This window comes from Limnohabitans sp. TEGF002 (assembly GCF_055395845.1).
Genome location: NZ_AP029224.1, coordinates 533,719 through 558,883 on the forward strand (window position 1 = coordinate 533,719; position 25,165 = coordinate 558,883).

The following is a 25,165-nucleotide window of genomic DNA, read 5'->3' on the forward strand; positions in this document are numbered from 1 at the left end:
CGTCCGCCAACGCTGGTAGAGGCCAGCCGCCAAGCCCGTTGAGAGAGTGCAAAAGCTCGCTCAGCACACAGTTCTGAAAGATCAAGCCCGGAGATCTCATGGCCTATTCATACACCGAACGCAAGCGAATCCGCAAAAGTTTCGGCAGCCGCGAAAGCGTGCTCGAAGTTCCTTACCTGTTGCAAATGCAAAAAGACGCCTACACGTCTTTCTTGCAAGCAGGTGTTGTTTCATCCAAACGCACACACGAGGGTTTGCAAGCGGCCTTTGAGTCGGCTTTCCCGATCGTGTCCCACAACGGTTTTGTGGAGATGAAATTCGTCGAGTACAACCTCGCCAAGCCAGCCTTTGACGTGCGCGAATGCCAGACCCGTGGTCTGACCTTCTCGTCGGCCGTGCGTGCGCGTGTTCAGCTCATCATTTACGACCGCGATTCCTCGACATCACAAAACAAAGTGGTCAAGGAAGTGAAAGAGCAAGAGGTATACATGGGCGAAGTGCCTTTGATGACCGACAAAGGCTCCTTCATCATCAACGGCACTGAGCGCGTGATCGTCTCCCAGTTGCACCGTTCTCCTGGTGTGTTCTTTGAACACGACAAGGGCAAAACCCACAGCTCGGGCAAGCTGCTCTTCTCGGCCCGCATCATCCCTTACCGCGGTTCTTGGCTCGACTTTGAATTCGACCCGAAAGACATCTTGTATTTCCGCGTCGACCGTCGCCGCAAGATGCCTGTCTCGATCTTGCTCAAGGCCATTGGCCTGAACCCTGAATCGATTCTGGCGAACTTCTTTGTGAACGACAACTTCCGCCTGATGGACAGTGGCGCCCAAATGGAATTTGTGGCCGAGCGTCTGCGCGGTGAAGTGGCCCGTTTTGACATCACCGACAAGTCCGGCAAAGTGGTGGTGGCCAAAGACAAGCGGATCACCGTTCGCCACACCCGTGAACTCGAGCAATCGGGCACCACGCACATCAGCGTGCCAGAAGACTACTTGCTTGGCCGTGTGGTCGCACGCAGCATTGTCGAAGCCGACACAGGCGAAATCATCGCCAAGGCCAACGAAGAATTGACCGAAGCGTTGCTCAAAAAGCTGCGCACCTCGGGCATTCAAGATTTGCCTTGCATCTACACGAACGAACTCGATCAGGGCGCGTACATTTCTCAGACCCTGCGCATTGACGAAACCGTCGACGAATTCGCCGCACGTGTGGCCATCTACCGCATGATGCGTCCTGGCGAGCCGCCAACAGAAGACGCTGTGCAAGCCCTGTTCCAGCGTTTGTTCTACAACCCCGACACTTACGATCTGTCGCGTGTCGGTCGCATGAAATTCAACGCTCGCGTGGGCCGTGGCGAGTCCACAGGCCCCATGGTGTTGACCAACGAAGACATCTTGGCCGTGGTCAAGATCTTGGTGGACTTGCGCAACGGCAATGGCGAAGTGGATGACATCGATCACTTGGGCAACCGCCGCGTGCGTTGCGTCGGTGAGTTGGCCGAAAACCAATACCGTACAGGTTTGGCACGTATCGAAAAAGCTGTGAAAGAGCGTTTGGGTCAAGCTGAGCAAGAACCGCTCATGCCGCACGACCTGATCAACTCCAAGCCCATCTCTGCTGCACTCAAAGAATTCTTTGGCGCATCGCAGCTGTCGCAGTTCATGGACCAGACCAACCCTCTGGCCGAGATCACCCACAAGCGCCGCGTGTCGGCTCTTGGCCCAGGTGGTTTGACCCGCGAGCGTGCAGGCTTTGAAGTGCGTGACGTGCACGTGACCCACTACGGTCGCGTTTGCCCTATCGAGACACCTGAAGGTCCCAACATTGGTTTGATCAACTCGCTGGCCTTGTACGCCCGCTTGAACGAGTACGGTTTCATCGAAACCCCCTACCGTCGAGTGGTCGAAGGCAAAGTCACAATGGACATCGACTACCTGTCGGCCATCGAAGAGGGCAAGTACGTCATCGCCCAGGCCAACGCCACATTGGACAAAGATGGCAAATTGACCGGTGACTTGGTCTCTGCCCGTGAAAAAGGTGAATCCATCCTGTGCGGCGCAGAGCGCATTCAGTACATGGACGTGTCGCCAGCGCAGATCGTGTCGGTGGCGGCCTCTTTGGTCCCCTTCCTCGAGCACGACGACGCCAACCGCGCGTTGATGGGTGCCAACATGTCGCGCCAGGCCGTGCCTGTGCTGCGTCCTGAAAAACCCATGGTCGGCACCGGCATCGAGCGCGTTGCAGCGGTCGACTCCGGCACTGTGGTGACCGCCACCCGTGGCGGTATCGTGGACTACGTGGACGCGACCCGCATCGTGATCCGCGTGAACGACGCAGAAGCTTTGGCCGGTGAAGTGGGTGTGGATATCTACAACCTGATCAAATACCAGCGTTCCAACCAGAACACCAACATCCACCAGCGACCCATCGTCAAGCGTGGCGACAAGCTGGCCAAGGGTGACGTGATCGCCGACGGCGCATCGACCGACCTGGGCGAAATCGCCATCGGTCAGAACATGCTGATCGCCTTCATGCCTTGGAACGGCTACAACTTCGAAGACTCGATCTTGATCTCTGAGCGTGTGGTGTCGGAAGACCGCTACACCTCGATCCACATCGAAGAACTCGTGGTCATGGCACGTGACACCAAGTTGGGTGCCGAAGAAATTTCGCGCGACATTCCCAACCTGTCCGAGCAGCAACTGGGCCGACTGGACGACTCCGGCATCATCTACGTGGGTGCCGAAGTGCAGCCCGGCGACGTGCTGGTGGGCAAGGTCACACCCAAAGGCGAAACCACCCTCACGCCAGAAGAGAAGCTGCTGCGCGCCATCTTCGGTGAAAAAGCCAGCGATGTGAAAGACACCTCCTTGCGCGTGGACCAGGGCTCGCAAGGCACCGTGATCGACGTGCAGGTCTTCACACGCGAAGGCATCGTGCGCGACAAGCGCGCCCAGCAAATCATCGACGACGAACTCAAGCGTTTCCGCTTGGATTTGAACGACCAACTGCGCATCGTGGAAGCCGACGCATTTGACCGTATCGAAAAGTTGTTGGTGGGCCGCGTGGCCAACGGTGGCCCACAAAAGCTGGCCAAAGGCACCAAGATCGACAAGGCCTACATGGCGTCGGTCGAGAAATTCCACTGGTTCGACATTCGCCCAGCTGAAGACGACGTGGCCATGCAACTCGAGTCGATCAAGAACTCGCTGGAGCAAACCCGCCACAGCTTCGATTTGTCGTTTGAAGAAAAGCGCAAAAAGCTCACCCAAGGCGACGAGTTGCCCGCAGGCGTGCTCAAGATGGTCAAGGTCTACCTCGCTGTCAAGCGCCGCTTGCAGCCTGGTGACAAGATGGCCGGCCGCCACGGTAACAAGGGTGTGGTCTCCAAGATCGTTCCCGTCGAAGACATGCCTTACATGGCCGACGGCACCCCCGCCGACATCGTGTTGAACCCCTTGGGCGTTCCTTCGCGTATGAACGTGGGTCAGGTGCTGGAAGTTCACTTGGGCTGGGCCGGCAAAGGCATTGGCCAGCGCATTGGCAACATGCTGCAAGCCGAAACACAGCGCATGGAGAAGATTGCTGAACTGCGTAAGCTGTTCGAGCAGTTGTACAACAGCATGGGCCGCAAAGAAGACTTGTCGCAACTGAGCGACGACGAAATCTTGTCCATGGCTGGCAACCTCAAAGAAGGTTTCCCATTCGCCACGCCCGTGTTCGACGGTGCGGCCGAAGAAGAAATCCGCGCCATGCTGCACCTGGCTTACCCAGAAGACTTGGCCAAGGCCAAAGGTCTTACAGCCACGCGCACACAAGCCAACTTGTTTGACGGCCGCACAGGCGATGCCTTTGACCGTCCGACCACCATTGGCTACATGCACTTCTTGAAGCTGCACCACTTGGTGGACGACAAGATGCACGCCCGTTCGACCGGTCCTTACAGCTTGGTCACGCAGCAGCCGCTGGGTGGTAAGGCGCAGTTCGGTGGTCAGCGTTTCGGTGAGATGGAAGTGTGGGCACTGGAAGCGTACGGCGCCTCTTATGTGCTGCAAGAGATGCTCACCGTGAAGTCCGACGACGTGCAAGGCCGTACCAAGGTGTACGAAAGCATTGTCAAAGGCGAACACTCCATCGAAGCGGGCATGCCCGAGTCGTTCAACGTGCTGGTCAAGGAAATCCGTTCGCTGGGCCTTGACATCGAGCTCGAGCGTTCTTAATTCACAGGCAAAGGATTTAAACCATGAAATCACTACTCGACCTGTTCAAGCAGTTCACGCCCGATGACCACTTCGATGCGATCCGCATCGGTCTGGCATCGCCCGAGAAGATCCGTTCGTGGTCTTTCGGCGAAGTGAAAAAGCCGGAAACCATCAACTACCGTACCTTCAAGCCCGAGCGTGATGGTCTGTTTTGCGCCAAGATTTTTGGCCCTATCAAAGACTACGAATGCTTGTGCGGCAAGTACAAACGCCTCAAGCACCGCGGTGTGATCTGCGAGAAGTGCGGCGTTGAAGTCACACAAACCAAAGTGCGTCGCGAGCGCATGGGTCACATCGATCTGGCCGCGCCTTGCGCCCACATTTGGTTCCTGAAATCGCTGCCATCACGTTTGGGCCTGGTGCTCGACATGACGCTGCGTGACATCGAACGCGTGTTGTACTTTGAAGCTTATGTGGTGACCGATCCCGGCATGACGCCGCTGAAGAAGTTCGGCATCATGAGCGAAGACGATTACGACGCCAAGGTCAAAGAGTACGGCGATGAATTCGTCGCCAAGATGGGCGCGGAAGGCATCAAGGAATTGCTGCAAGGCATCGACATCGAAAGCGAAATCGAGCGCCTGCGCGGTGACTTGACCGGCTCCGAACTCAAGGTCAAGAAAAATTCCAAGCGCTTGAAAGTGCTGGAAGCTTTCAAGAAGTCGGGCATCAAGCCCGAGTGGATGGTGCTGGAAGTGCTGCCCGTGTTGCCACCGGACCTGCGTCCTTTGGTGCCACTGGACGGCGGCCGCTTTGCGACCTCCGACCTGAACGATTTGTACCGCCGCGTCATCAACCGCAACAGCCGTCTGCGCCGTTTGCTGGAATTGAAGGCCCCCGAGATCATTGCGCGCAACGAAAAGCGCATGTTGCAAGAAGCCGTGGACAGCTTGCTGGACAACGGCCGTCGCGGCAAGGCCATGACCGGCGCCAACAAGCGTGCCTTGAAGTCGTTGGCCGACATGATCAAAGGCAAGAGCGGTCGTTTCCGTCAGAACTTGCTGGGCAAGCGCGTGGACTACTCCGGTCGTTCCGTGATCACCGTGGGCCCCACCCTCAAACTGCACCAGTGCGGTTTGCCCAAGTTGATGGCCATCGAGCTGTTCAAGCCCTTCATCTTTGCGCGTCTCGAAGCCATGGGCATCGCGACCACCATCAAGGCCGCCAAGAAAGAAGTTGAAGCCGGCACCCCTGTGGTGTGGGACATCCTGGAAGAGGTCATCAAAGAGCACCCCGTGATGCTCAACCGTGCGCCTACGCTGCACCGTTTGGGTATCCAGGCGTTTGAGCCCTTGCTGATCGAAGGCAAAGCCATTCAGTTGCACCCCCTCGTTTGCGCGGCTTTCAACGCCGACTTCGACGGTGACCAAATGGCCGTTCACGTGCCTTTGTCGGTGGAAGCCCAGATGGAAGCCCGCACTTTGATGCTGGCTTCGAACAACATCTTGTTCCCCGCTTCTGGCGAACCCTCGATCGTGCCTTCGCAAGACGTGGTGCTGGGTCTGTATTACGCGACCCGTGACCGCATCAACGCCAAGGGCGAAGGCCTGATCTTCTCCGACATCGGCGAAGTGCAGCGCGCCCTGGACGCTAATGCCGTTGAGTTGACTGCGAAGATCAACGTGCGCATGACCGAGTGGACCAAGGACAAATCGACGGGTGAATTCACTTCGTCGGTGTCGATGGTGGAAACCACTGTGGGTCGCGCATTGCTGTCGGAAATCCTGCCTAAAGGCCTGCCTTTCTCCAACCTGAACAAGGCGCTGAAGAAGAAGGAAATCTCCAAGCTGATCAACACGTCTTTCCGCAAGTGCGGTTTGAAAGAGACCGTGGTGTTCGCTGACAAGTTGTTGCAAAACGGCTTCCGTTTGGCCACACGCGCCGGTATCTCCATTGGCATTGACGACATGTTGGTGCCGCCAGAGAAGCCCGCCATCATTGAAGCGGCCGAAAAAGAAGTCAAAGACATCGAGCAGCAATACGTTTCCGGTCTGGTGACCGCAGGCGAGCGCTACAACAAGGTCGTTGACATCTGGGGCAAGGCCGGTGACGTCGTCTCCAAGGTGATGATGGACCAACTCCGCAAAGAGAAGACCATTGACCGCCATGGCAACGAAGTCGATCAGGAATCGTTCAACTCGATTTACATGATGGCCGACTCCGGTGCCCGCGGTTCTGCAGCGCAGATCCGTCAGCTGGCCGGTATGCGTGGCCTGATGGCCAAGCCTGACGGCTCGATCATCGAGACCCCCATCACGGCGAACTTCCGTGAAGGTCTGAACGTGTTGCAGTACTTCATCTCAACACACGGTGCACGTAAAGGTCTGGCCGACACGGCTTTGAAGACCGCCAACTCGGGTTACCTGACCCGTCGTTTGGTCGACGTGACGCAAGACTTGGTCGTGACCGAGCTCGATTGCGGCACTTCGGATGGTTCCTTGATGCGTGCCATCGTCGAAGGTGGTGAAGTCATCGAATCGCTGCGCGACCGTATTCTGGGCCGTACCGTCGTCGAAGACGTCCTGCACCCAGAAAATCGCGCCGTGCTGGTGGAAGCGGGCGTCTTGCTCGATGAAGACTTGCTCGACGAAATCGAGGCTGCAGGCGTCGACGAAGTCAAAGTGCGCACAGCCCTGACTTGCGAAACACGCTTTGGCTTGTGCGCCAAGTGCTATGGCCGCGATCTGGGCCGTGGTGGCCTGGTCAACAACGGCGAAGCGGTCGGTGTGATCGCTGCCCAGTCGATTGGTGAGCCCGGCACACAGCTGACCATGCGGACCTTCCACATCGGTGGTGCGGCTTCGCGTGCCGCTGTAGCCTCCAGCGTGGAAGCCAAGTCCAACGGCAGCATTGGTTTCAACGCCACCATGCGTTATGTGACCAACAGCAAAGGCGAGTTGGTGGTGATTTCCCGCTCTGGCGAAATCGTCATCAGTGAACACGGCCGTGAGCGTGAGCGTCACAAAGTGCCCTACGGTGCCATCTTGTCGGTCAAGGCCGACCAGACCATCAAGGCTGGCGCCATTTTGGCCAACTGGGATCCATTGACCCGCCCGATCATCACCGAGTACGCGGGTACCGTGAAGTTCGAGAACGTCGAAGAAGGCCTGACTGTGGCCAAGCAGCTCGACGAGGTGACCGGCTTGTCGACCCTGGTGGTCATTGACCCCAAGCGCCGTGGCGCTGCCAAGGTCATCCGTCCTCAGGTCAAGCTGATCGATGCGGCTGGCAAGGAAGTCAAGATCCCCGGTACCGACCACTCGGTGACCATCGGGTTCCAGATCGGCTCGCTGATCCAGGTGCGCGACGGCATGGATGTGGGCCCAGGCGAAGTCTTGGCGCGTATCCCGGTCGAAGGTCAAAAGACCCGAGACATCACCGGCGGTTTGCCCCGTGTGGCCGAACTGTTCGAAGCCCGCACACCCAAAGACAAGGGCATGCTGGCCGAGATCACCGGTACCGTGTCGTTTGGTAAAGAAACCAAAGGCAAGGTCCGCTTGCAGATCACCGACCCTGAAGGCAAGGTCTGGGATGAACTGATCCCCAAAGAGAAGAACATCCTGGTGCACGAAGGCCAAGTGGTCAACAAGGGCGAGAGCATTGTGGACGGCCCAGCCGACCCACAAGACATCTTGCGCCTCTTGGGCATCGAAGAGCTGGCCCGCTACATCGTGGACGAAGTGCAGGACGTTTACCGCTTGCAAGGCGTGAAGATCAACGACAAGCACATCGAAGTGATTGTTCGTCAGATGCTGCGCCGCGTGGTGGTCGAGAACATCGGTGACTCCAACTACATCTCCGGTGAGCAGGTGGAGCGCTCCGAAATGCTCAACACCAACGACGCATTGCAGCGCGACGGCAAGATCCCCGCGACCTTCAGCAACTTGTTGCTGGGTATCACCAAGGCCTCCTTGTCGACCGACTCGTTCATCTCGGCCGCTTCCTTCCAGGAAACGACCCGTGTGTTGACCGAAGCGGCCATCATGGGCAAGCGCGACGAGCTGCGCGGTCTGAAGGAAAACGTGATCGTTGGTCGCCTGATTCCTGCCGGTACCGGTTTGGCTTACCACCAAGCACGCAAAGTCAAGGACGCCATGGACGACGCCGAGCGCCGCGCCATTGCGGATGCCGAAGCGGCTGACCTCGCAGGTCCTGCGACTGAAGATGCTGTCACCGATACCGGCGAAGCCGCTTGAGTGACGCGTTCACCCTCTAGTTGGTGAGCACACGTGAACAGCCCCTGCACCGTCATGCGGTCAGGGGCTGTTTTTATGGCGAGAAGTCGAAAAAGGTGAAAGCATGGTGGCGTTGATTTTGGGTCTCATGCTGGCCATTGCCATTTTTTGGGCGGTTGGCGCACACAATAGGTTGGTGCGTTTGCGTGCCGAAGTGGTTCGGCAATGGAGCAGTGTTGATGCGGTTTGGTTGCGCTTGGTTGTACGCATGCAAGGTGGTATTGCGGCACGGCAGACCTTGGCATTGATCGAGGGAGCAGATGAGCTTCAGCACCTCCAATCGTCTTGTGACGAACTGCTGGAGGCCTTGTCTCAGGCCCGTTTGCAAGCACTCGATGCAGAAAGTCAGAAACTGGTGATGGTGCAACATCAGAAGGTTGTGGTCGAAATTCGCCGTCTGTTGCAAACAGAAAACGATGCTGTCAAACCGGATCTGGAAATTGCCTTGAGCCGTATGCGGCAAACACTGCCCGCCGCGCTCATTCCTTACCATGTGGCGGTGGTCGCTTACAACGAAGCATTGGCCATGCGCCCGGCGTCATTGCTGGCCCGCCGTTTGAAACTCCAACCCGCAATCCGAATGGATTTATCCATGGGCGCCGCTTGAGCGCTGCCTGAAATCAACGATGACAACACACGTTCCGTCCAAGGATCCGCGCGCCTCAGCTCAGTCTGCCCCTTTGTGGCGTCTGTTGCAGGCGACAGCGGCGGCAGTGCAGGCCACTCGGCAGGGGCGTTCCCTCACCGCACTGCTTGAAAGTGTCTCGCAGGAGCTGCGACCTGGTGTGCAGGCCTTGAGCTTTCAGGTGCTCAGGCAGCTCGGTCGCGCCACGGCGCTGCGTGAGCAATTGGCTGCCAAAACACCCACTCCTGCTGTGGATGCCCTGCTCTGCACGGCGCTGGCTTTATGCTGGCGCGATGAAGAAGCGCCTTACCCAATTCATACATTGGTGAATCAAGCGGTAGAAGCAGCGCGGAAGCAGAGAAATACCCAGGCCCAAAGCGGATTTGTCAACGCTTGCCTGAGGCGCTTCATGCGTGAACGCGAGGCGTTGGTTCTAAAAACCGACAACAATCTGCAAGCGCAATGGAACCATCCACGCTGGTGGGTGGAGCGATTGCAAGCGGATCATCCTTTGCACTGGCAGCAGATCTTGCTCCAGGCACAACAAGCGGCTCCCATGACCGTGCGGGTGAATACCCGTTACCACAGCGTGGCCGCCTACCAAGAGCAACTTCAGGCGAGAGGGCTGCAGGCCAAGGCGGTGGGCTCGCAGGGCTTGCAATTGGACAAGGCCGTTCCCGTGAACCAGTTGCCCGGCTTTGCGGCGGGGCATGTGTCGGTGCAGGACGCCGCTGCTCAAGTGGCTGCCAACTTGTTGCTGCAAGGTATGGATGCCGCAACGCCATGGCGCATTCTGGATGCCTGTGCTGCGCCGGGCGGAAAAACTGGACATTTGCTAGAGATTAGCCCTCAGGCGCAAGTCCTGGCGCTGGATGTGGATGCGGGCCGTTGCGAGCGGATCCACCAAAATTTACAGCGTTTGGGACTGATCGCTCAAGTCGTTGCGGCCGATGCTGGGCAGCCTGCATCTTGGTGGGATGGCGTGCTGTTTGACGCGGTTTTGCTGGATGCCCCATGCACGGCTTCGGGCATTGTGCGCAGGCATCCCGATGTGCGTTGGCTGCGCCGTCCCACGGACAGCGAACAGTTGGCGCGTACCCAGGCGCTGCTGCTCAAGGCGCTTTGGCCCTTGGTCAAGCCCGGCGGTCGATTGTTGTATTGCACATGCTCGATTTTCAAGGCAGAGGGCGACGAAACGGTGCAGGCGTTCCTTCAACGCAACACCGACGCCTTAATGCAGCCTTCTCCAGGACATTTGATACCCGGGCAGCCCCCTTTTGGGCTGCCAGTCGTGGACAATGCATTGGGTGAACATGACGGGTTTTATTACGCATTGCTGGAAAAGCGCCTGGGCTGAACTCTGGCGCCGGGGTGGCTGGGTCCTGGGGGCCTGGCTGCTTGTTGTGCCCGCTGTCTGGGCTCAATCCGCCACAGCGGAGCTGACAGAGTTGCGGGCCGAAAGGCGGGATACGGGCCTTTACTTGACCGCCCAAGTCAAACTCGAACTGGGGCCAGTGGTCGAGGACGCCTTGGTCAAAGGACTGGCCGTGCACTTTGTCGCTGAGGCCGAGGTCTTGAGGGACCGCTGGTATTGGTACGACCGCAAAGTCGGGGCTGCCACCCGTTACTACCGCCTCGCTTTTCAGCCCCTGACGCGCCGCTGGCGGCTGAATGTCTCCAATGAACCGATTTCCGGGGCAGGCTTGGCAGGCAGCATTTCTCAAAACTTTGAAACTTTGCCCGAAGCATTGGATGTGATTCGCCGCCAATCTGGCTGGAAAGTGGCGGACATCACCGACTTGGATGTGGACGCACGGCAATACATGACTTACCGCTTCAGGCTAGACATGACCCAGCTGCCACGTCCTTTCCAGATCGCGGCAGGTAATCAGGCCGAATGGAGTTTGTCTGTGGCGAGGCAGATGCGTTTGACCCCAGACATGGTGCGCTGAGATGGGACTGTCCATCAGGCGTACGGAGAAGCAGGCCCTACGGGCATCGCGAGCCAGCCAATGGCTGCTGGGCTTGGGTGCACTGGCGATGGTCGTTATCGGTTTGGGCTTGTTGGTGTTGATGACCCAGGCAACTGGCAATCGTGAAAGTTACAACCAAAATTACGAATGGTTGGTCCTGGTCAATGCCGTGGTGGCAGGTGGCCTGCTGGTCACCATTTTGTGGGGTGCGGTCAAGCTTCTGTTGCGGCTCAAGCGTGGTCAATTTGGTTCTCGCTTGCTCGTCAAGCTCGCAGGAATTTTTGCGCTGGTCGGTGTGATTCCCGGCGTCCTGATTTACGTGGTGTCCTACCAGTTTGTCTCGCGCTCGATAGAAAGCTGGTTCGATGTGAAGGTGGAGGCTGCGCTGGTCGCTGGCCTGAATCTTGGCCGAGCCACACTCGACACCTTGAGCACCGACCTCTCCAAACAAGCACGGGCCGCTGCAACGCAATTGAGCGATGTGTCTGAGGTGAGTGCCAGCATCGCCCTGGAAAAGCTACGAGAACAAATGGGCGTCAGCGATGCGGTGCTCTGGACGGTCAGTGGGCGCATGGTGGCCAGTGCTGGTCAATCGCGATTCCAAATTCGTCCCGAACGCCCCCCTTTGCAGCAACTCAAGGATGCACGCCAAAAAGGCAGCATCGAATGGGTGGAAGGTTTTGATGAGGCCGTCCCCGGAGGTGACAAGGGCCGAATCAAGGCCCTGGTTTTGTTGCCCCAATCGGGATTGGCCATTGACGAAGACAAGCGCCTGCTGCAAGTGACGCAAGACCTGCCGCCGACCTTGGTGAACAACGCATTGGAAGTGCAGTCGGCTTATCGGGAATACCAGGAGCGTGCCCTCGCACGCGAAGGATTGCGCCGCATGTACATCGGCACGCTGACCCTGAGTTTGTTTATGGCGGTGCTCGGGGCCATCTTGCTGGCCGTCGTCCTGGGTAACCAGTTGGCGCGGCCGCTGCTTTTGCTGGCACTGGGCATGCGTCAAGTGGCCTCTGGTGACTTGACGCCCAAGATGGCGTTGCAAGGCAAAGATGAACTCGGTGGCTTGACCCGTTCTTTTGCAGATATGACGCAGCAACTGCTGGATGCCCGAACGAATGTGCAGCGGAGTCTGGTGCAGCTGGATACAGCACGGGGTAACTTGCAAACTATCCTCGACAACTTGACGGCAGGCGTCATGGTGCTGGACGCCCAGGGGGTTATCCAATCAGCCAATCCGGGCGCGACTCGCATCTTGCGTGTGCCTGTGGCAGCTCATCAAGGGGCGCCCCTGCCCAGCCTTCCTGGGCTTGGAAGTTTTGCGCAGGGCGTGTCCGAACAGTTTGCGATGCTGCGATTGGACTCAGACGCACATGAGCTGGACCATTGGCAAAAATCATTTGAAATTCACGCCACAGGCCAGGGGCTGACCGAGACGTCTGTGACCTTGGTGGCCCGAGGTGCAGTGTTGCCCGACGGTATGCGCCTTCTGGTGTTTGACGATATCTCCGAGATCGTGTCTGCAGAACGTGCTCAAGCCTGGGGTGAAGTGGCCAGACGCTTGGCCCACGAAATCAAGAACCCACTCACCCCGATACAGCTGTCTGCTGAAAGGCTGCAGCGCAAACTGAAGGGTAAGCTCGATGACCTGGACGATGCGGTGCTCCACAAATCGGTCAAAACCATCGTGGACCAAGTGGACGCCATGAAGCGCTTGGTCAATGAGTTTCGCGACTACGCGCGCTTGCCCTCGGCTGATCTGAAGCCTGTGCAGCTCAATGCGCTGATTTCCGATTTGATGGTTTTGTACACCAATGAGCCCAGTGATCAAGTTCCTCGTGCGCCTGTGATCACAACCCTCGACACGACTTGCCCGCCAATTTTGGGTGACGAACAACAGCTCAGACAGGTGATTCACAACTTGCTTCAAAACGCACAAGACGCCTGCGAGGTCAAAGGCGTGTTGCCACAGGGCGCTCTTGTGAGTTTGCGTACCGAATGGAACGTCTCGCGCAGCCGAGTCCGTTTGATCGTGACCGACACAGGCCCTGGTTTTGAGCCCAATATTCTCAAGCGTGCGTTTGAGCCCTATGTCACCACCAAGGCCAAAGGCACGGGGTTGGGCTTGGCGGTCGTGAAGAAAATTGCCGACGAACACGCCGCAAAAATAGAACTCGCGAATGTGATTCAGGATGGTGAAATCAAAGGCGCGCAAGTCTCGTTATCATTCGCCTTGGAATCCAAGGTGGGCGGCACGCCTCAGCCCACCCCTTGAACAGAGACAAGACAAGACACTATGGCAAATATTTTGGTGGTTGACGACGAGCTGGGCATCCGTGACCTGCTCTCAGAAATCTTGTTTGACGAGGGTCATCAAGTTGAACTCGCCGAAAATGCAGCCATGGCGCGTGAAGCGCGGTTGCGCATGCGTCCCGATCTGGTGCTGCTGGACATCTGGATGCCTGACACGGACGGCGTCAGTCTCTTGAAGGAGTGGGCAACATCGGGCTTGCTCAACATGCCCGTCATCATGATGAGCGGACATGCCACCATCGATACGGCAGTTGATGCCGTCAAAATTGGCGCGCATGCCTTTCTGGAAAAACCGATCACATTGCAAAAACTGCTGACCGCGGTGGAGCAGGGGCTTGCCCGCGACCAAGTGAAGCAGGCCGTTGTTGCTGCTTCGGCATCCCTCTCAGCGGTGGCGGCATCTGCAGTGACACATGGCGAAGTCATCGACGCTGTGCTGGCTGTTCAGCAAACCTTTGACCTTGACCGACCATTGCGCGAGGCGCGTGATGCATTTGAGAAAGCCTACTTTGAGTTCCACCTTGCCCATGAGGCGGGGTCAATGACCAAAGTGGCCGAAAAGACCGGTCTTGAGCGCACACATCTGTACAGAAAGCTCAAGCAGTTGGGCGTTGATTTGTCCCGAAGCAAGCGGCCCATCTGATTTGTCTTCATGCGGTCCAAAATTCCCATTTGGCTCTGCTATAATTTCGTCTTCGGCCCGGTAGCTCAGTTGGTAGAGCAGCGGATTGAAAATCCGCGTGTCGGCAGTTCGATTCTGCCCCAGGCCACCAATATGAAGGCCCAACTGTTCTCAGTTGGGCCTTTTCTTTTGGGTTCGTGGCGCAATTCTAGGGCTTACGGCCCATTCTGCGTGTGCCACAAGTCTGTGCGCGTGTCGCCCAAACGGGACACTCGACTCTCTCCTGCCCCCCGTTTCTCAAAAAAGTATGGCGAACTAGGTGCGAGAAGCACGCGCAAAAATCCATAAAAATCAATGAGATAAGCGTGTGTCGAATAGCACGGGCTCTCCACATATGAGCTAGGACGCGCTCATATCGTGAGCTTGGGGTTTGTTAACCTGAGCTTGTACCGAGATTGATTGGTTTGGACTACTTTGCCCTGAATTCGCATGTATCATGAATCGGAATGGAGGCTTATATGACTGAAACCATCAAACCCGCCATGACTGTGAAAGACGTTGCAAGCTTTCTCAGCGTAGATGAAAAAACGATCTATCGCTTAGCTCAACAAGGCAAGTTGCCGGGATTCAAGGTGGCTGGGACTTGGCGATTTCAGTTTGCCGACATCCAAGGATGGATCGATGCGCAAAAGTCATTGATGACACCAGGCATTTCGGCGCGGCAAGTCGTTGCATAGCAATCGGTTTTGGCTTGATCTATCAGTCCGAAGTCGTTCTCGTTAGATCTAGAAAAGAATTTCAAGTTAAATATTTGAACGGGGTAATTGAATGCTCTTGACAGTTAAACAAGCCTGCACACTCAATGAAGGCGCACTTAGCATCCGCATCAGTGACGGCATCGAACGTGTTGATGAGGATACTCAGAGCATCGATGACGGCCGCCTGTTCCTTAAGCATTCTTACCTGACTAAGGGCATGATCGAGTTAGTTCAGGAGGGTTTTAAACGACTCTCTGGCGGACTTGGTGGTAAACCAGTCTTTCGCCTGAAACAAGCCATGGGTGGCGGTAAGACGCATCTGATCAAGACTATGGCATTCCTGGCACGGCATGAACCTCTACGATCGGAGTTTTTCAGTGAGGCTGCCAGCCGCTACAAGTTCGGTGCTGCAAAGGTCACGTTTTTCAACGGGCGGGAACAACCCGATGACTATTTCTGGGGGCGCATCGCTTTCCAGCTTGGATACGAGGGGTTTTTTGAGCCAGGCGTGAAGGCACCGGGCGAGAACCACTGGACAGATCTCTTCAACAAGATCGAGGCGCCCGCGCTAATCCTTCTGGACGAGATGCCGACGTACTTCGCGTACTACAAAACTCAGCCAATTGGCGGGGGTACGGTAGCTGACGTTGCTGGACGCGCGTTCGCAAACATGCTCACTGCGGCTATGGCCCGCAAGAATATCTGCGTAGTGGTATCCGATCTTGAAGCGTCCCATTCGGAGGGTACGCAGATCATCAACTCTGCACTGGAAAACGCACGTAAGGAACTGAGTAGGGTCGAGTTCAACATCACACCAGTAGATTTGGCCGGAGACGAAACCTACGCGATCTTGAAGAAACGGCTCTTCGCCAGCCTACCCGATGCCAACAAGATCAGCCACTTGGCGCAGATGTACTCGAAGTGCATCGAACAGGCGCAAAAATCACGCACAATCGATCAACAGAAGACGCCAGAGCAGTTGGCGATGGAAGTCGAGCAGACTTACCCATTTCATCCACAGATGAAGAACTTGTTCGCCCTGTTCAAGGAGAACAAAGAATTTCAGCAAACGCGAGGCCTCATGGAACTAGCCTCGCGATTGCTGAATTCAGTGTGGTCACGGCAGGCCGACGATGTCCTGCTAATTGGACCTCAGCACTTCGACCTCAGTATCGATGAAGTTCGAGAAAAGGTAATCTCCATCTCTCGCTTGGAGGACGCAGTCGCTCGAGACATTTACTCGAAGGAAGGTGGTGCTCACGCTCAAATCATTGATGCAAACGCAGGCAGCGATTGCGCCACCCAGGCAGCTAACTTGTTGCTTATATCCAGCATGTCGACTGCTGTGAATCCGGTAAAAGGATTGACGCGGTCGGAAGCGCTTGAATGCTTGGCATCTCCTCTTGCAGACTTGAGCTTCTTCGAAGCCGCCATTGAGTCGCTACAGAAGTCCGCTTGGTATCTGCACAAGACAACAGAGGGCCGAATCTACTTCGACAAAATCGAAAATCTGACAAAGATGTTAGTCGGATTGGCCGAGCGCGCACCAGAGCCAAAAGTCAAGGAACTGGTTGCAACACGTCTCAAGCAGATGTTTGAACCCAAACGCAAATCCGCATACAGCAAAGTACTCGCGCTGCCGTTGATCGACGAAATCCAGGCCGACGTGCAGGCTGGTCGTGTACTTGCCATAGTTCCTCCGGACTCATCGCTGCCTCCCGAAGAAGTTGTAAAGCTCTTCGAAGGTCTGACTCGTAAAAACAATCTGCTGATACTCTGCGGCGAGCGTTCATTCGAAATGGACAAACTGTGGGATGCGGCGAAGATGGTCTATGCAGCTGGCCAGGCCGAAGCCCAGCGCCGTGTCGAACGCGGTGGCCCGCAGTGGGAAGAGTTTGAAGACCTGAAGAAGCAGTTCGAACTCACATTCACGGGTGTCGTGAAGACTCTGTTCGATAAGCTCCTCTTCCCGTTTCAAACGCAGAATACCCCTGCGAAGTTGCAGCCCCGAAATTTGGAGCAGAGCGGTGACACAAACGATGGCGAAGCGCGCATTGAGGCCACCCTTATCAAGGATCCGATCAAGCTTTATCTTGACTGGCAGGATCCAACAAAATTCTCTGGCGTAAAGTCTCGTGTCGAACGCCTATTTGGAGCGCAGGACGACATGGCTTGGGCTGACATCAAAGATAAAGCTCAGACCGACTGTTCGATGTACTTCTTGCCGTCGGGTGACCTTGAGAAGATCAAGACACGCGCGATCAACGAAGGGCTGTGGGAAGACCTGGGTAATGGCTACATCACCAAGAAGCCTAAACCCAAGCAGGCTGGGGTGCAGGTTACGCCGGTTGGCAAGATGCAAGACGACGGGTCGACAGTTCTGCAGATTGGCATCATCAACGCTAGCCCTGACACCACCAGCGTACATTACTCCGAGGACGGCGAGGTAACTGAAGCCAGTCCAAAGCTCAACGACGACAAACTGACAACGAAGGCACTGCGCGTGGCCTTCCTAGCTGTCGACCACTCTGGTCGGACGCAAACGGGCACTCCCTACGTCTGGCCGAACAAGCTGATGGTCCAGTGGGAAATCGCTCCCGCAGCAAAGGGTAAGAGGGTCGTTACGTTGAAGGCGCTTCCACGTGCTGATGTGCTCCGCTATACCCTCAATGGTGCGGAGCCACGCAATGGCATTGATTACACGGCACCTTTTACTGTTGGCGCAGAAGCGTCCATGCTACTGGTGTTCGCCGAGGCCAGCGGGCTAGAGACCAAAGTTGACTTTCGCATACCACAGGCCTCCGGTAGCGGGAGTGAAGCAGGCGGTGGCGCGGGCGGCGGAACTGAGCCGGAACCTCCGCTGAACAAGCCTGTTGTGTTTCCTACCCAGCGCAATGCCCAGGTGACCTCCCGCGAAAAGGTGTTCGCAGCGCTGGCCAAGGCTTCAGAACGCAACATTGAATTTACCGATGTCGTACTGCGCATCCAAGAGGGGGCTGCCTTCGGGCAATTTGGCCTGCAAGGTCAGTCCGCGAAAGGCGAGCGCGTGCAGCAAGCATTGACCATGCTGGCAGAGGGCTTCTCACCCTCAACGCCGGTAACAATGCAATTTCGAGCTAGTTTCCCTACAGGGCAAGATCTGATCGACTTCGCTGGCGCGCTCGATCTAAGCTATGCCGGTGACTGGAAGGAGGTTGAATGACGCACCCATTGGTGACAGAAGGTCTACTTCAAAAAACAACTGCCCTCAAGGATGACGAATCCGCCAAATTCATTGGGTTTGGTGCCAGTGCTGAGTTTGGTGCTCATGTATTCAAAGCGAATATCCCAGCTGGGCGTGCTGGCGAGGTCGTTCTCACAGAAGATTACGGGTATCTTGCTGGCCTAGAAGGCACGCCGGAATATGAAGTCCGTGCCGTTCTACCCCGAGGGAAGTGGGGAAAGCTGGCTGACGCCGCGCGCAAGGACTTTAATGCGCGATTGCGGGCGAGAAAAGTTCCTCCGAGTTCCTGGAAGCCGCAGGACAACCCGCTGGATCGTATGCTCGGAAAGGAACTCTGTGTGCTCATGTGGGCTGCGGAGCATGCAGGAGAGGAGCAACTAGATGCTATTTGCATTAAGTGGACAGCCCTTCGCCCAGAGGAGCGGTGGTGGTTGTATGCCATGACTGCAGCACAGGGCGGCCTTGCGGAAGACGGCAAGCGTGGATGGCGCAGAGCTTTGTTTTATGCCTTGTCTGATATCGATGCCGTTGAACCTCGAAGAGCGAAGCGGGCGCTGATGGATGACCCGAAGACGATCAGCCTATTCGGTTGAAACTGAGATGCAGTTTTGAGAGCCCAACCAGATGACAAAAATAAATGAGATTGTTCCGCTAAGTCTGAAAGACGCACCGGCACTGATTGAGAAAGTGCTTCCGGTTCAGCGTCTTTCGATTGATGTCTACAAAGAGCGCATGGCGGGATCTGGCCAAACGCTAACCTCTTTGGGCTCCTACTGGAAAGGACGGAAGCCCCTTGTTCTGAATCGAGCTTGCATTCTGGGCGCGCTCTTACCAGCGACCGGCAACACTAAGAGAGATCTCGAAGTCTTTGAAATGCTGATGAGTATGGACGATGAGTCCATGCGCAAGAGACTGCAGCTGCGCGACGATGAGTCTTTGCCTCGATTGCCATACAAAACTCACGCAAGCAAAGCCAAGCGAGCCGAAGAAATAATCGACAGCGTTCACACGCATATTTGGGAAAAGGTGAACGCGCATCTTGGAACAAATGCCAGAAACTACGCCCAGTTGGTGGAGCAACTTGGGATCATGAGATATGGTCACCGACCTCGGGTAGCAGACACATTCTCAGGTTCTGGTCAGATTCCTTTTGAAGCCTCTCGATTGGGATGCGATGCCTATGCATCTGACCTGAATCCAATTGCATGTCTTCTTACCTGGAGTGCTTTCAGAATCGCAGGTTCTTCGGAAGCTCGACGCCAAGAGATATCCAATGAACAGGCAAGAACAATTGCCGAGGCAAAGGAAAAAATAGACGCACTTGGCGTAGAGACCGATGGTAAAGGTTGGCGCGGAAAGGTATATCTATATTGCTTGGAAGTCTTGTGTCCAACGTCTGGTTGGAGGGTCCCAGTTCTTCAATCTTTAGTGGTTAGTGTTGGATATCGAGTTGTGGCCAGACTAATCCCTGATGCGACTCAAAAGCGCTACCACATAGTACTTGACCAGAACGCAACTGATGCTCAACTTAAAAATGCTGAGGTTGGAACCATCACGCGAAACAGCCGTTATGGCGAAGCATTTCTAACTCATACCGTTGATGGAATTCAGCATAGGAATTCCATTTCTAGTATTCGAGGAGACTATGTCGCAAAAGTAGAAGGAGCAGATGTACCTAGGAATCGATTAAGGCAATGGGAAAACTCAGATCTTGTTTTCAAGTCCGAAGACATACTTGGCGAGCGACTTTACGCTGTTCAGTGGATTGAAGACACTGACGCAAGTCGGCCAAAAAGCGAGTTCAGAGAGGTAACAAAGGATGACCTCAAGAGAGAAGAGAAGATACTTGCGCACGTACAAAAAAATCTGACTACGTGGCAGAACCTTGGATATCTACCGGATCTTCGTATTGAACCAGGTGCACCACCTCGTTACCAGGGACGAAGCCTAATCGTTGAGCGTGGTTGGACACATTGGCATCACGCATTCAACCCTCGCCAATTGCTATTGAATGCGACTCTATTTTCCTGTTGCAAAACACCGGAAAGTTTAAGTATGACGATGCGAGGCCTGGATGTGAATTCCCGGCTAAGCGTTTGGCATCGTTCCGACGGAGGTGGAGGGAGCGTTCAAAAAGTATTCATGAATCAGGCCCTCAACCCGCTTTACGACTACGGAAGTCGCGGCCTTGTTTATCTAGCTCCATTTATTTCATCGCTGGGTTCACATGCCCCCGTGGTTGGTCAACATCAAATAATCAATGGCCCTGCTAACGATTTTTCATCTGAAGCAGAGTTATTCATAACTGACCCTCCCTATGGGGATGCAGTGAAGTACGAGGAACTTCTTGATTTCTTTATTGCTTGGGTAAGAAAAAATTCATTCCCAGAGTTTCAAGACTGGGTTTGGGACTCTAGGAGAGCTCTGGCAGTTAAAGGCGAAGATCACGACTTTAAGTTGGGCATGGTTGCGGTATACAAGCGAATGACCGATCACATGCCTGACAACGGTATGCAAATTGTGATGTTCACACACCAGTCCGGCGCAATCTGGGCTGATATGGCCAACATTGTTTGGGCTAGCGGTCTCCGAGTTACAGCAGCATGGTATGTGGTCACTGAAACAGACAGTGCTTTGCGAGACGGTCAGTATGTCAAGGGGACGATCTTGCTTGTGTTGCGTAAGCGGCTTGAAGACGTCGATGCGGCGCGTGACGAGCTAGCGTATGAACTGGCCGAAGAGGTGAAGACGCAAGTTGATTTACTAACTGGCCTTAATAAAGACGTAAAGGAGCTATACAGAGACGAGAACTTGTTTGAAGACGCTGATCTACAGATGGCGGGCTATGCGGCGGCCCTTCGTGTCCTAACGCGATACAGCCAGATTGATGGTGTTTCCATGACTCAAGAGGCCATGCGTCCTCGAGTCAAAGGTCAAACAACGATGGTCGACGAGTTGATCGCGTTTGCGGTCAACATTGCAAACGAGTACTTGGTGCCGGAGGGTGTAGATCGTGCTGTATGGGAGAAAAGCACTGGCATTGAGCGTTTCTACCTAAAGATGTTGGACATGGAATCCAAGGGAATTCACGTCCTGTCAAATTACCAGAACTTTGCCAAGGCCTTCAAAGTACAGGACTACGGTGCTGTGATGGACGAGGTAAGAGCCAACCACGCAAATCTCAAGTCCGCCGCGCAGCTCGGAAAGCGTGGCATGACTGCTGGCGAAGAGTTTGGACCGACTGTATTGCGAAGTGTGCTCTACGCCATTCACTTACTTCAGGAGAACAAGGTCAAGCCTGAAGACATCCTTCACCAATTGCGAGATTTGATTCCGGATTACTTCCGTGAACGCGATCGAATCATCGCACTGGCTGATTATGTGAATAAGAAAACCGCCAAGGCTCGACCCGACGAAAGTTCGAACGCCATGGTATTGCGCGATCTCGTCAGACGCGAACGGGTGTAACGTCTTGATTCAGAGGTTTTCATCGCTACGGCAACGCCTGGATCATGTGTTCCTTGCAAATCGCCTAAAGGGTGCGCGATCCTACAAACGCATCGCGGGCTATTTTCGATCATCCATCTTGGAGTTAGTTGGCGAGCAGATCGAAGATATTGAAGATGTGCGAATCGTCTGCAATAGCGAACTGGATCCACACGATGTGATGGTGTCCAAGGCGGCTCGCGAAGTCGCGCTGAAGGAGCGCTGGAATCAAGAGCCAATTGATACCGAAGCGTTTTTTCACCGGGAGCGATACCGCCGACTCTACAAGCTTCTGAGTAGTGGACGCGTACAAATTAAGGTCGTCCCAAAGAACAGGGTCTTCCTGCATGGCAAGGCTGGCGTCATCACGATGGCGGATGGGCAGCGTACAAGCTTCTTAGGAAGTATCAATGAGAGTAGAGCAGCATTCGCTGAAAATTACGAAATTCTCTGGGAAGACCCCTCTGAAGAGGGCTGCAGATGGGTAGATGAGGAGTTCGAAGCTTTATGGGCGGAAGGTCACGATCTGCCCGATGCCATCCTCACCGAGGTCAAGCGGATCGCGGAGCGTGTGGAAGTTACATTCGGCGACTTGCCGCCAAAGGATATCCCGGCTGCGACGATGGCGGAGTCTCCTATCTACAGAGGCGGGGAGCAACTTCAACCTTGGCAACGATCATTTGTTGCTACCTTCTTGCAGCACCGTGAGATCTACGGCAAGGCTCGTCTTCTTATTGCCGATGAAGTGGGGCTAGGTAAAACGCTATCTATGGCCACAGCTGCATTGGTCAGCTCATTATTGGGGGATGGCCCTGTACTCATTCTTTGCCCAGCCACGCTGACGCTGCAGTGGCAAGCAGAACTGAAGGATCGATTGGGTATTCCAAGCGGTGTTTGGGTCAGTAATCAAAAGTGCTGGATAGACTCTGAAGGCCGAACGATCATGACCCGTGGACCTGAGGACATTGCTCGATGTCCATTTCAGGTCGCAATTGTTTCGACCGGGCTTATCGTGCACCAATCCACTGAGGCCAGCATACTGAAACGAGTCCGTGTGGGGACACTCATTCTTGATGAGGCACACAAGGCGCGACGACGCGGTCAACTTGGAGTCGATGAACCAGAGCCAAATAATTTGCTAGCCTTCATGCAAGAGATGGCTAGCAACGCTCGCCATGTTTTGCTTGGTACAGCAACCCCCATCCAAACTTCGGTGCGTGAACTGTGGGATCTGCTAATGATCTTGAATCAGAGCGCAGACTTCGTGATGGGACGAGATCACGCTTCGATTTGGAGATTCTGGCAGCGAACACATCCATTTATCACTGGGCAGGAGTTTGTTCCGGACGAAGCTGTTGCATGGGATCTATTGCGCTCCCCCTTACCCGCAAAGATGACACCGATGATGGACGACGTATGCCGTCAATTGGTGCTTTCGGTTCGAACCGACTTAAACCTGGCAGATACTCAATTTCACGTATCTGACGCTCCCACAGCTTTGTCGCCTTTTGCCCGTTCAGACCTGCAATCTGTTGTCAAGACGAACTTTTTTCAACGCAACAATCCTTTCGTTCGGCATGTTGTACTTCGGCGTCGCAAGACACTTGAGGACGCTGGTTTGCTGGAGAAAATTGCGGTTGACGTTCATCCAGATCCTGATGCATCGCCGGGCACATATCCTGGCGTGACGTTCGTTGGACGAGGTCTGATGACAAATCGCCCATTTGAGTTGGCTTATGAGGCAGCAGAGGCATTCATTGATGTTCTCAGCAAGCGTACAAAGGGAGCGAAATTACTACGCTCAGTCTTCTTGCAACGGATTTGCTCTTCCTTTCAGTCTGGACGCCTAACCGTCGAGCGCATGTTGGAACGGCGTGTTGACACCAGCGATGACAATCCGCAAATGGAAATGGCGGAACTTGGTGCATTGCAAACTCTAACCGAGGAAGAAGTTGGCTACCTAGAAGCGATCCGAGATGAACTTACCCGAGCAGAAGCCGTCGATCCGAAACTCAATGCAGTGCGATGGTTTCTAAGCCAGCATCGCAGCAGTGGACAGACTTGGAGCGAGTTAGGGTGCATTATTTTTTCGCAGTACTACGACACTGCACATTGGGTGGCCACTGAACTTGCAAAAGACTTCCCAGATAAGGTCGTTGCCGTCTACGCGGGTGCAGGTAAGAGTGGTCTCTTCAGGGATGGTGAATTTATTAGTGTCGAACGCGATCGAATCAAGAAGTTGGTCAAGACGCGGGAAGTACAGTTGGTTGTAGCGACAGATGCCGCTTGCGAGGGATTGAATCTTCAAACGCTTGGAACATTGGTCAATATTGACTTGCCCTGGAATCCATCTCGCCTTGAACAGCGATTAGGGCGCATTAAGCGATTTGGGCAAGCAAGGGATACGGTTGACATGCTCAACTTGACGTATCACGCAACGCGTGATGAGGACGTCTACAACACTATCTCGGCGCGTATGAAAGATCGCTTCGACATCTTCGGTGGTCTTCCAGATTGTATCGACGACGACTGGATAGAGGACATCCAAGAGTTCGAAGATCTAGCTCAGACCCACCTTCATTTGCGTGGCCAGATCTCAAATATCTTCGAAGAAACTTGGGGTGCAACCGTTAGCAGCGATCAGAACAAATGGGAAGAATGCACACGGGTTCTCTCCAGGCGAGATATTCAAGAAATTATGGAGGCGCCATGGAAATAACTGCGATCAATTTCGTCAGGCAGATTGAATCTGTAATGGGGCAATGAATGAGGCCACGCTCCATTAATATTTTTCTTGCTGAAGGCGATCCCGGTGGAATACGCGTAGCCCAAGTTTCGATGTCCACAATCCAAGCACTTGCATTTAGAAAGTTGCAACTTAGTCAAGTTCGTGAACGCTTTCAAGAACTGTCACGCCCTGGTGTTTACATATTGCTCGGCTATGACGAGACGAATATTGAAAAATTGATTGCCTATGTGGGACAGTCTGAGTGTGTCGCTGACAGGCTCAGATTCCACGCTGGGAAAGAAGATAAGAACTACTGGACAGACACAATCGCCTTGGTTAGTAAGGACGAAAACCTCACGGCTTCACATGCGAGATATGTAGAAGCAAGGCTAATTTCTGATGCTTCTTTGAATCCCAGGTGGACTCTGGATAACACGCAACGAGCTAGCGAATTTGGGAAGCTACCCCTGCCTGACAGGGAGGCCATGGAAGAATTTATCGATCAAACAAAGACGTTGGTCGGCTCCTTAGGATGTGATTTATTCAAAGTTGTCACGGGCAGCAGCGTTGTGACAAGGGACGAAAAGACATCGATAGATGGAAGTCCCGTTTTTTATTACTCAGGAAAAGGCTACGAAGCAGAGATGTCCATCACAGATGGTCGTGAATTTGTGCTCAAGAAAGGTTCTAAGCTTCGTCTTGTTACAGCGGCTACTGCTCCAGAGGGCATTGTTGCCTTGCGTGCCCAGTTAATTGAAAAAGGCCTGCTCAGTGAAATTGAAGGGCATCTGGTTTTGAACTCTGACTACGTTTTTCGTTCCGTTTCTTCAGCTGCAGCTATTGTGAGTGGAACTAGTGTTAACGGACGCAATGCGTGGAAGATGCTCAACAAATTGTCATTTGCTGATTGGGAAGGGGCTCAAGAGGGATAGTT

General features: G+C 54.7%; 13 protein-coding genes and 1 tRNA gene. All 14 read left to right on the forward strand.

Annotation, left to right across the window (positions count from 1 at the left end; all coding sequences use genetic code 11):
* Positions 1 to 98: 98 nt before the first annotated feature.
* On the forward strand, positions 99 to 4,223 hold the full coding sequence (rpoB, locus tag ACZ5SR_RS02770) for a DNA-directed RNA polymerase subunit beta (RefSeq protein ID WP_464450038.1): 4,125 nt from the start codon (positions 99 to 101) through the stop codon (positions 4,221 to 4,223).
* A 23-nt stretch (positions 4,224 to 4,246) separates the two neighbouring features.
* A complete protein-coding gene (gene rpoC / locus ACZ5SR_RS02775; protein ID WP_464450039.1) occupies positions 4,247 to 8,461 on the forward strand; it encodes a DNA-directed RNA polymerase subunit beta' in 4,215 nt (1,404 codons plus the stop codon).
* Between the two features lie 103 nt (positions 8,462 to 8,564).
* Entirely contained in the window at positions 8,565 to 9,107 is a 543-nt protein-coding gene (locus ACZ5SR_RS02780; protein ID WP_464450040.1) for a LemA family protein, read from the forward strand.
* Between the two features lie 19 nt (positions 9,108 to 9,126).
* A complete protein-coding gene (gene rsmB / locus ACZ5SR_RS02785) occupies positions 9,127 to 10,482 on the forward strand; it encodes a 16S rRNA (cytosine(967)-C(5))-methyltransferase RsmB (protein WP_464450041.1) in 1,356 nt (451 codons plus the stop codon).
* Positions 10,483 to 10,528: 46 nt separating this feature from the next.
* A complete protein-coding gene (locus ACZ5SR_RS02790; RefSeq protein ID WP_464450042.1) occupies positions 10,529 to 11,077 on the forward strand; it encodes a DUF4390 domain-containing protein in 549 nt (182 codons plus the stop codon).
* Between the two features lies 1 nt (position 11,078).
* Complete coding sequence (locus ACZ5SR_RS02795) at positions 11,079 to 13,376, forward strand: sensor histidine kinase (RefSeq protein ID WP_464450043.1); 2,298 nt, start codon at positions 11,079 to 11,081, stop codon at positions 13,374 to 13,376.
* Positions 13,377 to 13,397: 21 nt separating this feature from the next.
* Positions 13,398 to 14,057, forward strand: a complete 660-nt coding sequence (locus tag ACZ5SR_RS02800) for a response regulator (protein WP_464450044.1) — start codon at positions 13,398 to 13,400, stop codon at positions 14,055 to 14,057.
* Positions 14,058 to 14,111: 54 nt separating this feature from the next.
* Positions 14,112 to 14,187 (forward strand) — tRNA-Phe (locus ACZ5SR_RS02805).
* 367 nt (positions 14,188 to 14,554) lie between these two features.
* Positions 14,555 to 14,773, forward strand: coding sequence for a helix-turn-helix domain-containing protein (locus ACZ5SR_RS02810; RefSeq protein ID WP_464450059.1), 219 nt, complete (start codon positions 14,555 to 14,557; stop codon positions 14,771 to 14,773).
* 91 nt (positions 14,774 to 14,864) lie between these two features.
* Entirely contained in the window at positions 14,865 to 17,996 is a 3,132-nt protein-coding gene (locus tag ACZ5SR_RS02815; protein WP_464450060.1) for a DUF499 domain-containing protein, read from the forward strand.
* Complete coding sequence (locus tag ACZ5SR_RS02820) at positions 17,993 to 18,610, forward strand: anti-phage-associated DUF3780 domain-containing protein (RefSeq protein WP_464450061.1); 618 nt, start codon at positions 17,993 to 17,995, stop codon at positions 18,608 to 18,610. The genes ACZ5SR_RS02815 and ACZ5SR_RS02820 overlap by 4 nt, the downstream gene beginning before the upstream one ends.
* Before the next feature lie 31 nt (positions 18,611 to 18,641).
* Positions 18,642 to 21,485, forward strand: coding sequence for an anti-phage-associated DUF1156 domain-containing protein (locus tag ACZ5SR_RS02825; RefSeq protein WP_464450062.1), 2,844 nt, complete (start codon positions 18,642 to 18,644; stop codon positions 21,483 to 21,485).
* A 4-nt stretch (positions 21,486 to 21,489) separates the two neighbouring features.
* A complete protein-coding gene (locus tag ACZ5SR_RS02830; protein ID WP_464450063.1) occupies positions 21,490 to 24,222 on the forward strand; it encodes a phospholipase D-like domain-containing anti-phage protein in 2,733 nt (910 codons plus the stop codon).
* 47 nt (positions 24,223 to 24,269) lie between these two features.
* On the forward strand, positions 24,270 to 25,163 hold the full coding sequence (locus ACZ5SR_RS02835; protein ID WP_464451139.1) for a GIY-YIG nuclease family protein: 894 nt from the start codon (positions 24,270 to 24,272) through the stop codon (positions 25,161 to 25,163).
* Positions 25,164 to 25,165: the final 2 nt, after the last annotated feature.

Bases quoted from the DNA above. Each gene is read 5' to 3' on its own strand.
- rpoB (WP_464450038.1), top strand. From the start codon at position 99: ATGGCCTATTCATACACCGAACGCAAGCGAATCCGCAAAAGTTTCGGC.
- rpoC (WP_464450039.1), top strand. From the start codon at position 4,247: ATGAAATCACTACTCGACCTGTTCAAGCAGTTCACGCCCGATGACCAC.
- ACZ5SR_RS02780 (WP_464450040.1), top strand. From the start codon at position 8,565: ATGGTGGCGTTGATTTTGGGTCTCATGCTGGCCATTGCCATTTTTTGG.
- rsmB (WP_464450041.1), top strand. From the start codon at position 9,127: ATGACAACACACGTTCCGTCCAAGGATCCGCGCGCCTCAGCTCAGTCT.
- ACZ5SR_RS02795 (WP_464450043.1), top strand. From the start codon at position 11,079: ATGGGACTGTCCATCAGGCGTACGGAGAAGCAGGCCCTACGGGCATCG.
- ACZ5SR_RS02800 (WP_464450044.1), top strand. From the start codon at position 13,398: ATGGCAAATATTTTGGTGGTTGACGACGAGCTGGGCATCCGTGACCTG.
- ACZ5SR_RS02810 (WP_464450059.1), top strand. From the start codon at position 14,555: ATGACTGAAACCATCAAACCCGCCATGACTGTGAAAGACGTTGCAAGC.
- ACZ5SR_RS02815 (WP_464450060.1), top strand. From the start codon at position 14,865: ATGCTCTTGACAGTTAAACAAGCCTGCACACTCAATGAAGGCGCACTT.
- ACZ5SR_RS02820 (WP_464450061.1), top strand. From the start codon at position 17,993: ATGACGCACCCATTGGTGACAGAAGGTCTACTTCAAAAAACAACTGCC.
- ACZ5SR_RS02825 (WP_464450062.1), top strand. From the start codon at position 18,642: ATGACAAAAATAAATGAGATTGTTCCGCTAAGTCTGAAAGACGCACCG.
- ACZ5SR_RS02835 (WP_464451139.1), top strand. From the start codon at position 24,270: ATGAGGCCACGCTCCATTAATATTTTTCTTGCTGAAGGCGATCCCGGT.